Here is a 13,627-nt window from a genome sequence, read left to right as displayed (position 1 = left end):
GGCCCGCCGCCTACACTCCGACACCATGCTGCGCGTACTGGCCGTCGACGACGAAGAGCCGGCCCTCGGGGAACTGCTCTACCTGCTGCGAGCCGACCCCCGGGTACGCACGGCCGAGGGAGCCACCGATGCCACCGAAGCGCTGCGGCGGATAGGACGGGCCCTGGACGCCGACGCCGACGGGGAGGACGGCATCGACGTCGTCTTCCTCGACATCCACATGGCCGGGCTCACCGGCCTCGACGTCGCCCGGCTCCTCGCCGGGTTCGCCCGGCCGCCGCTGATCGTCTTCGTCACCGCGCACGAGGGGTTCGCCGTCCAGGCCTTCGACCTCGAGGCGGTGGACTACGTGCTCAAGCCGGTCCGCGGCGAGCGGCTCGCGGAGGCGATACGGCGGGTCCACGAGCAGGTCCACGCCGCCGCAGCGTCCAGCGTGACCGCCGCGCCCGGTGTGACCGGTGAGCACATCCCCGTCGAACTCGGCGGCGTCACCCGCTTCGTACCGATCGACGACATCGCCTACGTCGAGGCCCAGGGCGACTACGCCCGGCTCCACACCGACGACGGCAGCCATCTCGTCCGCATCCCGCTGTCCACCCTGGAGGAGCGGTGGGCCGCGCGCGGCTTCGTCCGCGTCCACCGCAGTCATCTCGTCGCCCTCGGCCGGATCGACGAGATCCGCCTCGACGGCGGCTCGACCACCGTCCGGGTCGGCGCCGCCGAGCTGGCCGTCAGCCGCCGCCACGCCCGCCAGCTGAGGGACCTGCTGATGCGCCACGTCCGCGGCTGACCGACCGAAACCTGCCCACCGGCATCTCTACCCCGGCCGGGGGGCTGCTGCGTAGACTCCGCTCGATGCCAGAGTCCCAGCCCCGCCGCGAGACCGTGACCGGAGTGCCGCGCGCCACCCGCCGGCCGCCCGGCCACCCGCCCGCGCGGTCGGAGATCAACGAACAGACCACCCTGGGACACACCTACGTCCGCTCGCTGATGCGCAGCCAGCTGCGCGCCGCGCTCACCGCGCTCGCCGCCCTCGCGCTGCTGGTCGGCTCGCTGCCGCTGCTGCTCGCGCTGCCCGCGCCCGCGGCTGTGGTCTGGGTGACGCTCGGCGTCGGCGTCTATCCCGTGATCTGGGCGATAGCCCGCTGGTACGTCCGCCGGGCGGAGCGCAACGAGCGCGACTTCACCGGACTCGTAGAGACGTGAACCAGACCTACGCGGTCGCCGCGGTCACCGCCGTCGTCCTCGCCACCGTCCTGATCGGCGGGCTCGGCCTGCGCATATCCCGTACGACCTCCGACTTCTACGTCGCCTCCCGCACCGTCAAGCCCGGCCTCAACGCCGCCGCGATCAGCGGCGAGTACCTCTCCGCCGCCTCCTTCCTCGGCATCGCCGGCCTGGTCCTCATGCAGGGCCCGGACATGCTCTGGTACCCCGTCGGCTACACCGCCGGATACCTCGTCCTGCTCGTCCTGGTCGCCGCCCCGCTGCGCCGCTCCGGCGCGTACACGCTCTCCGACTTCGCCGAGGCCCGGCTCGAGTCCCCGCAGGTCCGGCGGCTCGCCAGCCTCTTCGTGGTGGGCATCGGCTGGCTCTATCTGCTGCCGCAGCTCCAGGGCGCGGGGCTCACCCTGGAGATCCTCACCGGCGCGCCGGAGTGGGTCGGCGGACTGGTCGTCGCCGTGGTCGTCACCGGCACCGTCGCCGCGGGCGGCATGCGCAGCATCACCTTCGTGCAGGCCTTCCAGTACTGGCTCAAGCTCACCGCGCTGCTCGTCCCCGCGCTCTTCCTGGCCGCCGCCTGGTTCGGCGACGACGCCCCGCGGGCCCGCTTCGACGCCCCCGCCGTGTTCCGCGAGCACACCGCCGTCCGGTTCGCCGACACCGTACGGATCGAGATCGACGCCCCGCTCACGCTCGCCGTCTCAGGGCGCGTCGACGGCACTTCGCACGACGACCGCCGCGTCACCCTGGGGACCGGAACGCACCGGGTCGAGTCCGGCACCACCCTGACGTTCCCCCAGGGCGCGCAGGTCCCCGAACGGACGGCGACCGGCACCGACCCCCTCGGCTGGTCGCAGCCGCTGGCGGGCGGCCGTGACGGACACCAGTTGTACGCCACGTACGGACTGATCCTGGCGACCTTCCTCGGCACCATGGGCCTGCCGCACGTCGCCGTCCGCTTCTACACCAGCCCGAACGGGCGGGCCGCCCGGCGCACCACGCTCGTGGTGCTCGGCCTGGTCGGCGCGTTCTACCTGCTGCCACCGGTGTACGGCGCGCTCGGCCGGATCTACGCCCCCGAACTCGCGCTGACCGGCGCCGCCGACGCGGCGGTGCTGGTGCTTCCGGACCGGATGCTCGGCGGGCTCGCCGGCGACCTGCTCGGGGCGCTGCTCGCGGGCGGGGCGTTCGCCGCGTTCCTCTCGACCGCATCGGGACTGACGATGTCCGTCGCGGGAGTGATCACGCAGGACGTTCTTCCGTCGCGCGGCGTACGCCACTTCCGCCTCGCGACCGTCCTGGCCACCGGCGCCCCGCTGGCCGTGGGCGTGCTCGCCGACAAGGTGCCGGTCGCGGACGCGGTGGGGCTTGCGTTCGCCGTGTCGGCCTCGTCGTTCTGCCCGCTGCTGGTGCTCGGCATCTGGTGGCGGCGGCTCACCCCGCCCGGCGCCGTGGCCGGTCTGGTCCTCGGCGGCGGTTCGGCGCTCACCGCCGTGATGGCCACCCGGGCCGGTGTCGCGCCCGTGGGCTGGCCGCACACGCTGATGGCCTGGCCCGCGGTCTGGTCCGTCCCGCTCGGCTTTCTCACCATGGTGCTGGTCTCGCTGGCGACTCCGCGCCGCATCCCCGCGGGCACCCCCGGGATCCTGGCCCGCCTCCATCTTCCGGAGGACCTTCTCGACCGACCACAGCAGGAGCGGGCCGACCGGCCGGAGAGGGCGGAGCGATGACGGGGATCGGGTACGCGGCGCTCGCCGTCGCCGGAGTCGCGCTGCTGGCCGCCGGGTTCGCGCTCGGCCGGACAGCCGCCCGGCGCGGCGGACGCGACGGCCTCGACCTCGGCACCCCCGTCGAGCGGGCCACCTTCCACACCCTGCACACCGCCTCGCTGGCCGCACCGCCGCTGCGCGCCGGGCTCACCGAGGACACCGCCCGCAAGGCCGTCGGCCGACTGCGGTCGCTGCTCGGCACCGAGGCGCTCTGTCTGACCGACCGGACCGCCGTCCTGGCCTGGGACGGACCCGGCGACGACCACCACCGCGCACACGTGATGGCGCAGGTCGCCTCGATCCTCGACTCCGGCCGCAGCCACAGCGCGCCCTCCGGCTGCGAGGACGTCGCCTGCCCGCTGCGCTGGACCGTGATCGCCCCGCTCACCGGGGAGGAGGGAGTCCTCGGCGCGCTCGTCGCGTACGGCGCGGGCGAGTCGGCGGTGCTGGTCCGGGCGGCGACCGAGGTGGCCCGATGGGTCTCGGTGCAGCTGGAACTCGCCGAGCTGGACCGCTCGCGGACCCGGCTGATCGAGGCCGAGATCCGAGCCTTGCGCGCCCAGATCTCCCCGCACTTCATCTTCAACTCGCTGGCCGCCATCGCCTCGTTCGTCCGGACGGACCCCGAGCAGGCCCGCGAACTGCTGTTGGAGTTCGCGGACTTCACCCGCTACTCGTTCCGCAAGCACGGCGAGTTCGCCCAGCTCGCCGACGAACTGCGCTCGATCGAGCAGTACTTGGCACTGGCCGGCGCCCGCTTCGGCGACCGGCTCAAGGTCACCCTGCAGATCGCGCCCGAGGTGCTGCCGGTGACGCTGCCGTTCCTCTGCCTCCAGCCGCTGGTGGAGAACGCGGTCAAGCACGGCCTGGAGGACTCCCTCGGGGTGTGCCGCGTCACCATCGCGGCCCGCGACGCCGGCGCCGAGGCCGTCGTCAGCATCGAGGACGACGGCGTCGGGATGGACCCGGACGTGCTGCGCTCCATCCTCGCGGGGGAGCGGCCGTCCTCGGGCATCGGTCTGTCGAACGTGGACGAGCGGCTGCGCCAGGTGTACGGGGACGAGTACGGCCTGGTCATCGAGACGGGCGTGGGCGCCGGGATGAAGATCACGGCACGCTTCCCGAAGTACCGGGCGGGGGTCCACCCGGGGCCGAGGCCGTAGCCGCGGCTCAGTAGAGGTGCAACGCCAGGTGGCCCAGCGGGAGTCCGAGCTGCCAGGCGGGCACCCAGGTCTGCGCCGACTCGTCCACCGCGTCCGCTCCGGCCGGCAGGTGTCCGGCGGAGGGCGGTAATCCGTCGAGGTCGGCGGCGAGCACCCAGGTCGCCTCCAACTGCCGCCAGGTCTCCCGGGCCAGGGCCAGGTCGGGGTCCGTCGCGGCCGACGGACCCGCCGCCCGCTCGGCGAGCCGCCCGCGCACCCAGTCCGGCCAGGGGTGGTCGTACGAGGTCCGGCTCAGCCACTCGGCGAGGCGGGCGGCGGCGCGGGTGTCGGCCAGGGCGCCGGAGTCGGTGCCGTCGCACAGGTGGATGGTGAGCGCCAGCGTCTGCCGGCCGACCCGGTACTCCAGCGAACCGGGCTCCACCAGGCGGCCCGCGCGCAGCAGTTCGTCGGCCGTGTACTCGGCGCACAGCCACGCCATCGGGACGGCGGTGCCACCCCCGCCGTGGCTGTCGGTGCTCTCGGGCAGCAACGCTTCCACCTTCTCCCGGACGTGTTCCGTGCGTGCCTCAGCGACGAGCCTCCACCGAAGGAGACGTGCGTGGGCCGCTCTTTACTCAACTCGCGTGTGTGGTTTCGGATACGTTCCCCCGCCGGTGCGGAACCGGTGGGGCGGTGGTGGACACGCGGGACGTCCGGGGCGCGGGAGACCGGCCGGAGGGGCCGGCCGGCTCAGCCGAGCAGTGCGTAGACGGCGGTGGCGTGCGCCGCCGGCTCCTCGCTTCCCTCGGCCGTCATGGTGATGTCCGCGAAGGCCATCCGCCGGCCGTCCTTGGTGAGCCGGGCCCGGACGAGGACGTCGGTGCCGAGTACCGCGCGCTGGAAGCTGATCGACTGCTGGACGGTCGTCATGGGGACGAACCCGCCGCGGGCCGAGGAGACCGCGATGACCGTCGCGGTGTCCGCCGCCGCCATCAGGGCCTGCCCGGACAGTCCGCCGCCCTCCCGGGCGAGCCGGTCGGACCAGGGGAGCCGGAGGACCGCCTCGCCCGGGCCGGTGGAGACCACCGACAGGCCGAGATCGAGCACCCAGGGGGCGAAGTTGTCGGCGAGGATCTTCTCGGCGGCGGCGAGTGTCAGCGTCTGCGTCTGCGTCACCGGATCATTGTGGGGTGGCCGCCGCCGGGCTGGAAAGAGCGTGGCCGCGCGGCCTGCTGTAGCCGGGCAGGCAGCGGCCGAGGGCCCGCAGGGCGTAGTGCGAGCGCGACTTGACGGTGCCGGCCGGGATGCCGAGCTCGTCCGCGGCCTCCTTGACGGTCAGCCCGTCGAAGTAGAGCCGGACCAGGACGGCGCGGTGTTCCGGACTGAGCCCGCGGACGGCGGCGCGCACGTCGAGCGCGGCGACCGCGCTCTCGGTGCGGTCGGCCGGGTCGGGGGTGGCGGCCAGGACGCCGTCGCCGATCTCCGCGGGGCGGGCGAGCCGGGAGCGGCGGGCGTCGATGGCGAGCCGGCGGGCCACGGTGAAGAGCCACGGGCGCATCGACTCGTAGGGGCCGTGGAAGGCCTCGGGGTGGAGCCAGGCCCGTACCAGGGTCTCCTGCACCAGGTCCTCGGCGCGCTGCTGGTCCCCGTACGTCAGCCCGAGCAGGAAGCTCAGCAGCGCCGGTCCGTGGTCGCGCTGCAGTTCCTCCAGGGCCCGTTCGTCGGTCGTCGCCGTCGTCATGCTCGCACCTCTTCCCGCCGTTCCGCGGCTCGTCGTCCCGGCCGTATCGGAGCGCATCCGGACCGGAAGCGACAGGTGGTGCACCGCCGTCTGCGACGAGCGGTCGCACGGAGCGGCGAATGGTGCGATGAGCGGTCAACCGGAGGCGAGGAGTCCGTTCCGGTGTGATTCGCGACCTGTGCGGCCTTGTCTCTTGACTGTCGGATATTTCCCTGTGGATCTTGATCATCGGATTGTCATACCGCAGTGATCGAGCCCACGGAGCCCCACGATGACCCACCGCAGAAGACCGGGGGCGGTGGCCGCCGTCGCCGCCCTGCTCCTCACGGCGGCGACCGGCTGTGCCGGAGCCGGCCGCGCACCCGGTACCGCCGCACCCCGGGAACAGGACTCCGAGCGCCCCGCGCCCTCGGCCGCCGCCGGCGGCGCGTCCGCCGAGACCGGCTTCACCCTCGTCGCCACCGGCGACGTCCTGCCGCACGACTCGATCATCCGGAAGGCCGCCGCCGACGCGGGGGGCGCCGGATACGACTTCCGCCCCATGTTCTCGGGCGTCAAGTCCGTCGTCTCCCGCGCCGACCTGGCGCTCTGCCACATGGAGACGGTGTACGGCGAGAAGGGCGGCCCCTACACCGGCTACCCCGCCTTCAAGTCGCCGCCCGAGGTGGCCGTCGCCCTCAAGGACACCGGCTACGACGGCTGCTCCACCGCCTCCAACCACACCCTGGACGACGGCGCGGCCGGGCTCGCCCGTACCCTCGACGCGCTCGACAAGGCGGGCGTGCGGCACGCGGGCTCGGCCCGTACCGCCGAGGAGGCCGCCCGTCCCACGCTGCTGAAGGCGGGCACCGCCACGGTCGCCCACCTCGCGTACACCTACGACACCAACGGCTATCCGCTGCCCGAGGGGCAGCCCTGGGCGGTGAACCTGCTCGACGAGCGGAAGATCATCGCCGACGCCCGGGCCGCCCGGAAGGCCGGCGCCGACATCGTCGTGGTCAGCCCGCACTGGGGCTCGGAGTGGCAGACCGAACCCGACGAGCGCCAACTCGCGCTCGGCCGCGCCCTCACCGCCTCGAAGACCGGCGACCGGCCCGACATCGATCTGATCATCGGCACGCATGCCCATGTCCCGCAGGCGTACGAGAAGGTCAACGGCACCTGGATCGTCTACGGCATGGGCGACCAGATCGCCGGCGACATGGTCAACCACGCGGGCGCGCACGACCCGCGCGGCAACCAGTCCACCATCGCCCGGTTCACCTTCGCCCCGCCCAGGACCCCCGGCGCACGCTGGGAGGTCGGCCGGGCAGAGTTCCTCCCGCAGTGGTTCGACACCGGGGCCGGCCGGGTCGTCGACGTCAACGCAGCCGTCGCGGACGGCGCCCCGCTCACCTCGGTGCGCGATCGGATCCGGGACGTCGCGCTCTCCCGCGGCGCGGCCGAGGACGGCCTGACGATGGGGAAGTAGCCGCGATGGGGAAGTAGCCGGGCCCGTCCTGTCGGCCCATCGGGTGGATTCCGCCGCCCGGCCGGTGTCGGTGGGGCGGTGGGGACGTCCGCCATGCGAGCCATTGGTCATGAAAAAGGATCAGATGCCCACAGGGCGTCGGTCGGTGCTGCGCATCGCCGCCGCGCTCGGGGCCGCCGCCACCGTCGGAGTCTTCACGGCGGACCGGTTCGGCGCACCCGAACGGTCCGCCACCGCCCCGGCCGCCGGGGCGCCGCCCCGCAGCGCCCCGCCGCCCGCCGGAGCGCCCGCCGCCGGGGCGCCGGCCGCCGCACGGCTCAAGCCGAGCGCGTACCGGCTCCAGCCCATGACCGCGGCCGCCCCGCCCGCCTACCGGCGCGCCCTGCCGCCGGTGCGGCACCGGCCGTTCCTCCAGATGTCCGGGGTCGGCCGCTCGATGGTGCTGACCTTCGACGACGGGCCCGACCCGCGCTACACCCCGGAGATCCTGCGCACCCTGCGGAAGTACGACTGCCGGGCGATGTTCTTCGTCTGCGGCGAGATGGCCGTGGAGAACCGGGACCTGCTGCGCGAGATGGCCGACGACGGACACGTCGTCGGCAACCACTCCTGGTCGCATCCGCTGATCCCGAAGCTGTCGCCGTCCCGCATCCGCGACGAACTCGGCGGCACGAGCGAGGTCGTCGAGAAGACCCTCGGCGCGGCCCCGCTCTGGTACCGGGCCCCCTACGGCGCCTGGAACCGGCTCTCGTTCGAGATCGGGGCCGAGCTGGGAATGGAGCCGCTCGCCTGGACCGTCGACACGCTGGACTGGAAGGAGCCCGGCACCGACAGCATCGTGCGCCGGGTCCTGGACGGCGCGGCACCCGGCGTCGTGGTGCTCTCGCACGACGCCGGCGGCAACCGTTCGCAGAGCGTGGCCGCCCTGAAGACGTATCTGCCCGAGCTCCTCGACGCGGGCTACCGCATGACGGTGCCCCGGCGCTGAGCCGAGGCCGGTTGATCCGCGTCCGACCCGCTGACGCCCGGCGTCAGCGGGTCGCGACCATCCGGGCGAAGACCACGACGTTGCCCGCGTAGCCGTTCGCCTTCGTGTAGCCGCCGCCGCAGGTGATGACCCGCAGTTCGGGCGCTCCGTTGTCGGCGTAGACCCGGACGCCCGGGAAGTCGGCCTTGGAGTACACCTCCACGCCGTAGACCTCGAAGACCGCGACCCGGCCGTCGTACCGCTCCACCTCGATGGTGCGCCCCTTCTCCAGGGAGCCGAGGTTGTAGAACACCGCGGGGCCCGCGGCGTTGTCGACATGGCCGACGAGGACCGACGTGCCGCGCTGACCGGGTGCGATGCCGTTCTGGTACCAGCCGGCCATGTTGGCGTCCTGCGCGGGCGGCGCCTCGATCCAGCCGTCCGCGTCCAGGCCCACGTCCATCACCGGGGCCTTCACGTCGATCGACGGGATCCGCACCCGCGACGCCGGCGCGAACGGCAGCGGGTCGACCCCCGGGAGCGTGTCCGGGGGCGTGACGCCGATGGGGCGGGTGTCGGGCGCGGCGGCCGCGGCCGGCTGGGGCGGGCCCAGCTCGACGTCCACCCCGTTCCGCATCATCGCCAGTCCGGACAGCATGACGAGAGTCAGTACGCCCCACGGCTGGCGTCTCCTCAGCACCACGGTCCTGAAGTCCTTGGGGCCCATGGTTCTCCCTTCGCGGCGTCGAGGGGAACGCTAGGCCCGGTGCGGACAACCGGCGATCGGAGCGGGGCGAACGGGTGGCGGCGCCGTCGCGGACCCCTTCCGGCAGGCTGCCGGAAGGCGGCGCCGGCGCCGCACGGGGCGGGGCGCCGGGCGGGTGACGGGACGCTGACCCATCCGAATGATCGTCATATCAGCGCTCTGGTGGTCTGTGACCTGCGGATCCGTCGGGCTCGGGGGTGGCGCGCCCCGGCGTGTCGCGTCACCGGTTGGCCCAGCGCCGAAATGCAGGGTGTCCGCCGAGTGGTGAGGGTTCGTCATGGGAGGCGTACTCGTCGAATTTCCCTGAGCACCGCTTTGGGGCGTCTTCCGATGGAGGTTCAACCATGCGTGCAGTACGCACTCTGGCGGTGACCGCCACCGCGATCGCGGCGGTCGGGCTCGCGGCCCCCCTCGCCGCCGCCACCAACAACGGGGGGAATGGTGGGACCGGCGGCAACGGCGGCCCCCGAGAAGTCACGATCAGCCCCGCGGCCGTCCACCAGGGCTCGACCCTCACCATCACCGTGAGGGGCTGCACCCGCGGTGGCACGGTGACCTCGAACGCCTTCCCGCAGACGAACCTGTCGGTGAACGCCAACGGCATCTCCACCGCGATCGCCAGGGTCTTCAACCACGCCACGCCGGGCAACTACAACCTCGCCGTCCGGTGCAACGACAACCCCAACGACGTCGCGACCCGCCAGTTCACCGTTCTCGAGGCGCGTGGCGCGCTCGGCGGCATCGGCGGCTCGCTGGCCCCGAGCTCCACCGAGATGGCCGTGGGCGGCTCGATGGTCGCCGCGGCCGCGCTCGGCGGCGGACTCTTCATCCTCCGCCGTCGCCGCCTGAGCAGCGAAAAGGTCTGACCGGCCGAACCTCCCGGTCCGGCTGAACACGCCCGTCGCCCCCGAGTCCGGTCCGGACTCGGGGGCGACGGGCGTGCGGGGCGGTTGCGGGGGCGAACGGGGCGTGTGGTGCGGGTGGTGCGGGGGACAGCAGGGCGGGTGATGCGGGGGCGAGCGGTGCGGGGGACAGCAGGGCGGGTGATGCGGGGGCGAGCGGTGCGGGGAACGGGAGGGCGGCAGGCGCCGTGCTCCGCTCACGCGGTCAGTGCTGCCGGCCGCCGGCGCGGCGCCGTACGACGTAGACCGCGCCGGCCGCCGCGGCCAGCACCAGTCCGCCGCCGGCCGCCAGCGCGCCCGCGTCCATGCCGTCGACCGAGCCGCCCAGGCCGCCCCGCACGCCGCGCGGCGGCGTGAGGATCGTCGAGCTGATCGTCGGGGACGCGGTGGCGCCCGCGATGGTCAGGTCGACGGTGTCGGTGATGCCGCCGGTGCAGTTGAACGCGACCGTGTAGACCGCGCCCCGCCTGGCGTCGAAGTCGACCGTGGCGGTGGCGGAGGAGCCCGGCGGGATGGTGACCGTGTCGAAGATGCCCGACGACGCGGTCGCCGTGCTGGCGCAGCCGGGCGCGCTGAGGGTGACCCGCCCGCCCGGGGCGACGGTGGAGGGCGAGATGACGAAATCGCCGGGCGCCTTCGCCCGGCGATGTCCGGTGTTCGGGGCGGGGGCGCCGTCCGCCGCCACGGCCGCCGGAGCGGCCAGGGCGAGGGCGGCCGCCCCCAGCAGAGCGGTCGACGCGGCACGTATCGCGCGCATGGTGAATCCTCCGGGTCCCGAGGCGCAGCTGCGGAACGGATTTCCACAAGAGGCAGGACATGCACCCCGATGCCGGAAACGCTAGGAGCCCTCTATCACATGCGCGATCCCAGCCGGGCGAATGGGGCACGCATGTCCCCCGTTCGGCCCTCGCGACGTGTTGCGGTCAGCTGCCGACCTGCGGGAACAGCGTGGTGAACGGGCCCGCGGTGGCGGAGATGCCACGGCCGAACGGCGCGTCGAAGTCCCAGATCAGGAAGAGCAGGAAGGCGATCAGCGCGCTGTAGAGGCCGGCCAGCAGCAGCTCGCGGAAGGTGCGCCGGATCTGCAGCGTGAAGATCAGGCCCACCGCCACCAGCGCGCCGGTGATCAGCCCGAACCACACCACGCCCGGCATCGTCGCCGCCGCGCTCTCGCCGCGGGCGTTCCGCGCGTCGTCGGCGGCCCCCACCAGGTCCACGAGCGGCTGGTACGCCTGCCCCTCGTGGTCGGTGGCCGGCTGGTAGTCGGTGACCGAGCGGCGGACCTGGTTCATCAGCTCGGTGCCCCGCTCGCTGAGCTCGCCGTGTTCCGACATGTACGGCCACTCGTCCTCGACGACGTAGGAGACGTACGCGTCGACGTCGGCCCGGATGCGCTCGCGGACGCCGACCGGATACACCTCCACCCGGGCGGAGATCTCGTGCAGCGCCTGGGCCTCCTGACGCACGGTCTCCTGCGCGGCGCCGCGCGCCTCCCACACGCCGGCGATGGCCAGGCCCAGGACGATCGCGTACACCACGCCGATCATCATCGTCATGTACTCGATGACGTCCGGGGTCTCGCTGGGATCGTCGTCGTCCCCGATCCGGCGGTTGTTGATGACCACGATGGCCAGGACGACGGCGCACGCGGCGGCCATCGCCAGAGTGAGAACAAGCCATTCCGACATGGGAATCCTTCGGCTGAGCAGGAAGAACGAGGAATGAGAGGGGTGGGGCGCGCCGGGGTCAGCGGGAGGAGCGGGGGCGCAGGATCGCGCTCGCCAGCACCGCGGGCGCGATGATCACCAGCGTCATGGAGACCAGCGAGGTGCCGCGCTCGGGGCGCGGACGCACCGCCCTGCGGTACGCGGGCAGCGCGACCGGCGTCGCCCGCGGTGGCGCGGGCCGGGCCGGGGGAGGCGTCGGCGCGGCGGGTGGCGGGGGTTCGTCCGCGGGGGGCCGCGGCGCCGGGGGAGTGGCCGCCGGGGGCTCAGGCGCGGGCGGCGGCGGATCCTCCCGTACGGGCGGCTCCGGCTCCGGCTCCGGCGCCGGAGCCGGTGGCGGGGGCTCCGGCGCGGGCGTGGGGGGCTTCGGGGCGGGCGTGGACGGCGGGGGCGGTTTCGGGGTCGGGGTCCTGCAGACCCCCGGTCCCGCGCTCGCCCACGCCCCCGAACCGCCCGGCCCGATCGAGGCGTAGGCGCAGCTGTCGGCCGTGGCGGGCGTCGGCGCGGCGAGCAGCCAGAGCAGCGCCGTGGCGGCGAGGGCCCGGGCGACGAGTGAGACGTACACAGACACGCCGACGAGCATGATCACAGCAGGCCCGCGGCAGGCCCGTAACGGCCCCGGATTCGCCGAATGGAGCGGATCTTCGGGTGCCGTGTTTGACGCCGCGAGAAATTTCTTCGCCCCGCGTTGAGTACGGGCGGGGGGCCGACCCGTACCCATGACCAGGAGCGGCACACGGGGGCCGCCACCAAAGGACAGTCACGGAACGGGAGTTGACATGAAGACCTGGCGGAGGATCTCGCTTGCCGCGACAGCTGCGGCCGTGCTCACGCTGACCACGGCGTGTGGCCAGGACCAGGGGGACCAGGGGCTGGGCGGAGCGCCCGCCGGGGCGGCCAAGCCGGCCGGTGCGCCCGCCGAGGGCGGTTACGGGGACGCCTACGGCTCCGGAACGGGCGCCGCGGCGAAGTCGGCCGGTCAACTCGCCGTCTGGAACGACAAGAAGCTCGGCAAGGTACTCACCGACGCCGAGGGCTTCACCCTCTACCGCTTCGACAAGGACTCGGCCAGTCCGCCCACGGCCACCTGCGAGGGCGAATGCGCCAAGGCCTGGCCGGTGGTGAGCCCCGACGGCGCCAAGCCGCCGGCCGGCGTCGACGCCGTGCAGCTCGGCGAGGTCACCCGCGCCGACGGCAGCAAGCAACTCACCGTGGGCGGCTGGCCGATGTACCGCTACGCGAAGGACACCAAGCCCGGCGAGGCCAACGGACAAGGCGTGGGCGGAACGTGGTTCGCCGCCGCGCCGGACGGAAAGAAGGCCGCCCCGGCGGGCGACGGAGAAGGCGGAGCGGATGATTCCGGCCAGGAATCCGGAGCGGATCTCGCCGGACTCTCCGTACGCAAGGACCCTCAACTCGGTGAGATCGTGGTGGATTCCCGCGGAATGACCGTCTACCGCTTCAAGAAGGATTCCGCCTGGCCCATGAAGACCGCCTGCACCGGCGCCTGCTTGGAGAAGTGGCCGGTCGTCGCGCCCGTCGCGAAGAACGACGTCAAGGGCATCACCACGAAGGGATTCGTCACCTTCGCCCGGCCCGACGGCATCAAGCAGCAGACCATCGACTGCTGGCCGATCTACACCTTCGCCGGTGACGCCGAGCCCGGCGACACCAACGGCCAGGGCGTGGGCGGGACCTGGTACGCCGTCTCCCCGCAGGGAAAGCTGGTCGGAGCGCCCAAGTAGGTCCCCCGCGCCGCGCTTCCGACCCGCCGGCCCGTCCTCGCGTCCCATGCGCGAGGGCGGGCCGGTCGCACATGCCAATGGTGTGTGACCAAGAACGGACCGCTAATTTCCGTTTCCCCTCGCTCTCTCGGCGGGCGATCAGTAGCCTCGGCTCGAACACCGGTCACGAACACATG

The 13,627-nt window shown here is 73.4% G+C and carries 15 protein-coding genes; 8 read left to right on the top strand and 7 right to left on the bottom strand.

Going from position 1 to position 13,627, the window contains the following annotated elements; all coding sequences use genetic code 11:
* Window positions 1–25 precede the first annotated feature (25 nt).
* The 4 genes from R2D22_RS04760 to R2D22_RS04745 all read left to right on the top strand — a co-directional run bounded on the left by R2D22_RS04760 (window position 26) and on the right by R2D22_RS04745 (window position 4,156).
* Complete coding sequence (locus tag R2D22_RS04760; protein ID WP_318101442.1) at window positions 26–790, top strand: LytR/AlgR family response regulator transcription factor; 765 nt, start codon at window positions 26–28, stop codon at window positions 788–790.
* Window positions 791–855: 65 nt separating this feature from the next.
* Window positions 856–1,206 (top strand): DUF485 domain-containing protein, encoded by a 351-nt coding sequence (locus tag R2D22_RS04755; protein WP_318101440.1) that lies wholly within the window; start codon window positions 856–858, stop codon window positions 1,204–1,206.
* Window positions 1,203–2,954, top strand: a complete 1,752-nt coding sequence (locus R2D22_RS04750) for a sodium/solute symporter (RefSeq protein ID WP_318101439.1) — start codon at window positions 1,203–1,205, stop codon at window positions 2,952–2,954. Before R2D22_RS04755 ends, R2D22_RS04750 begins: the two co-directional genes overlap by 4 nt.
* Complete coding sequence (locus tag R2D22_RS04745) at window positions 2,951–4,156, top strand: sensor histidine kinase (RefSeq protein ID WP_318101438.1); 1,206 nt, start codon at window positions 2,951–2,953, stop codon at window positions 4,154–4,156. Before R2D22_RS04750 ends, R2D22_RS04745 begins: the two co-directional genes overlap by 4 nt.
* Before the next feature lie 7 nt (window positions 4,157–4,163).
* Here R2D22_RS04745 and R2D22_RS04740 read toward each other — a convergent pair whose 3' ends face one another.
* The 3 genes from R2D22_RS04740 to R2D22_RS04730 form a co-directional block, all read right to left on the bottom strand.
* The gene (locus R2D22_RS04740; RefSeq protein WP_318101437.1) at window positions 4,164–4,685 is read right to left on the bottom strand and encodes a hypothetical protein; all 522 of its coding nucleotides are present in this window, start codon (window positions 4,683–4,685) and stop codon (window positions 4,164–4,166) included.
* A gap of 200 nt (window positions 4,686–4,885) precedes the next feature.
* Entirely contained in the window at window positions 4,886–5,311 is a 426-nt protein-coding gene (locus R2D22_RS04735) for a PaaI family thioesterase (protein ID WP_318101436.1), read from the bottom strand.
* Between the two features lie 4 nt (window positions 5,312–5,315).
* A complete protein-coding gene (locus R2D22_RS04730) occupies window positions 5,316–5,876 on the bottom strand; it encodes a sigma-70 family RNA polymerase sigma factor (RefSeq protein WP_318101434.1) in 561 nt (186 codons plus the stop codon).
* A gap of 271 nt (window positions 5,877–6,147) precedes the next feature.
* Between R2D22_RS04730 and R2D22_RS04725 the strand changes: the two genes are divergently transcribed.
* Both R2D22_RS04725 and R2D22_RS04720 read left to right on the top strand, forming a co-directional pair.
* A complete protein-coding gene (locus R2D22_RS04725; protein WP_318101433.1) occupies window positions 6,148–7,347 on the top strand; it encodes a CapA family protein in 1,200 nt (399 codons plus the stop codon).
* Window positions 7,348–7,456: 109 nt separating this feature from the next.
* Window positions 7,457–8,335, top strand: coding sequence for a polysaccharide deacetylase family protein (locus tag R2D22_RS04720; protein ID WP_411976972.1), 879 nt, complete (start codon window positions 7,457–7,459; stop codon window positions 8,333–8,335).
* 43 nt (window positions 8,336–8,378) lie between these two features.
* Here R2D22_RS04720 and R2D22_RS04715 read toward each other — a convergent pair whose 3' ends face one another.
* Window positions 8,379–9,041, bottom strand: coding sequence for a class F sortase (locus R2D22_RS04715; RefSeq protein WP_318101431.1), 663 nt, complete (start codon window positions 9,039–9,041; stop codon window positions 8,379–8,381).
* 383 nt (window positions 9,042–9,424) lie between these two features.
* Between R2D22_RS04715 and R2D22_RS04710 the strand changes: the two genes are divergently transcribed.
* On the top strand, window positions 9,425–9,946 hold the full coding sequence (locus tag R2D22_RS04710; protein ID WP_318101430.1) for a hypothetical protein: 522 nt from the start codon (window positions 9,425–9,427) through the stop codon (window positions 9,944–9,946).
* A gap of 241 nt (window positions 9,947–10,187) precedes the next feature.
* Here the strand turns inward: R2D22_RS04710 and R2D22_RS04705 are convergent, their stop codons facing one another.
* From R2D22_RS04705 to R2D22_RS04695, 3 genes are all read right to left on the bottom strand, one after another.
* A complete protein-coding gene (locus R2D22_RS04705; RefSeq protein WP_318101429.1) occupies window positions 10,188–10,739 on the bottom strand; it encodes a hypothetical protein in 552 nt (183 codons plus the stop codon).
* 166 nt (window positions 10,740–10,905) lie between these two features.
* Entirely contained in the window at window positions 10,906–11,670 is a 765-nt protein-coding gene (locus R2D22_RS04700) for a bestrophin-like domain (RefSeq protein WP_318101428.1), read from the bottom strand.
* 58 nt (window positions 11,671–11,728) lie between these two features.
* Window positions 11,729–12,277, bottom strand: a complete 549-nt coding sequence (locus R2D22_RS04695) for a hypothetical protein (RefSeq protein WP_318101427.1) — start codon at window positions 12,275–12,277, stop codon at window positions 11,729–11,731.
* Window positions 12,278–12,485: 208 nt separating this feature from the next.
* Between R2D22_RS04695 and R2D22_RS04690 the strand changes: the two genes are divergently transcribed.
* Window positions 12,486–13,451, top strand: coding sequence for an SCO0930 family lipoprotein (locus tag R2D22_RS04690; protein ID WP_318101426.1), 966 nt, complete (start codon window positions 12,486–12,488; stop codon window positions 13,449–13,451).
* The last annotated feature ends 176 nt before the right edge of the window (window positions 13,452–13,627 follow it).

It is taken from the genome of Streptomyces sp. HUAS YS2, assembly GCF_033343995.1.
GTDB classification, from domain to species: domain Bacteria; phylum Actinomycetota; class Actinomycetes; order Streptomycetales; family Streptomycetaceae; genus Streptomyces; species Streptomyces solicathayae.
Note: the sequence above shows the minus strand (reverse complement) of the source record. Positions and strands in the feature narration are given on the sequence as shown.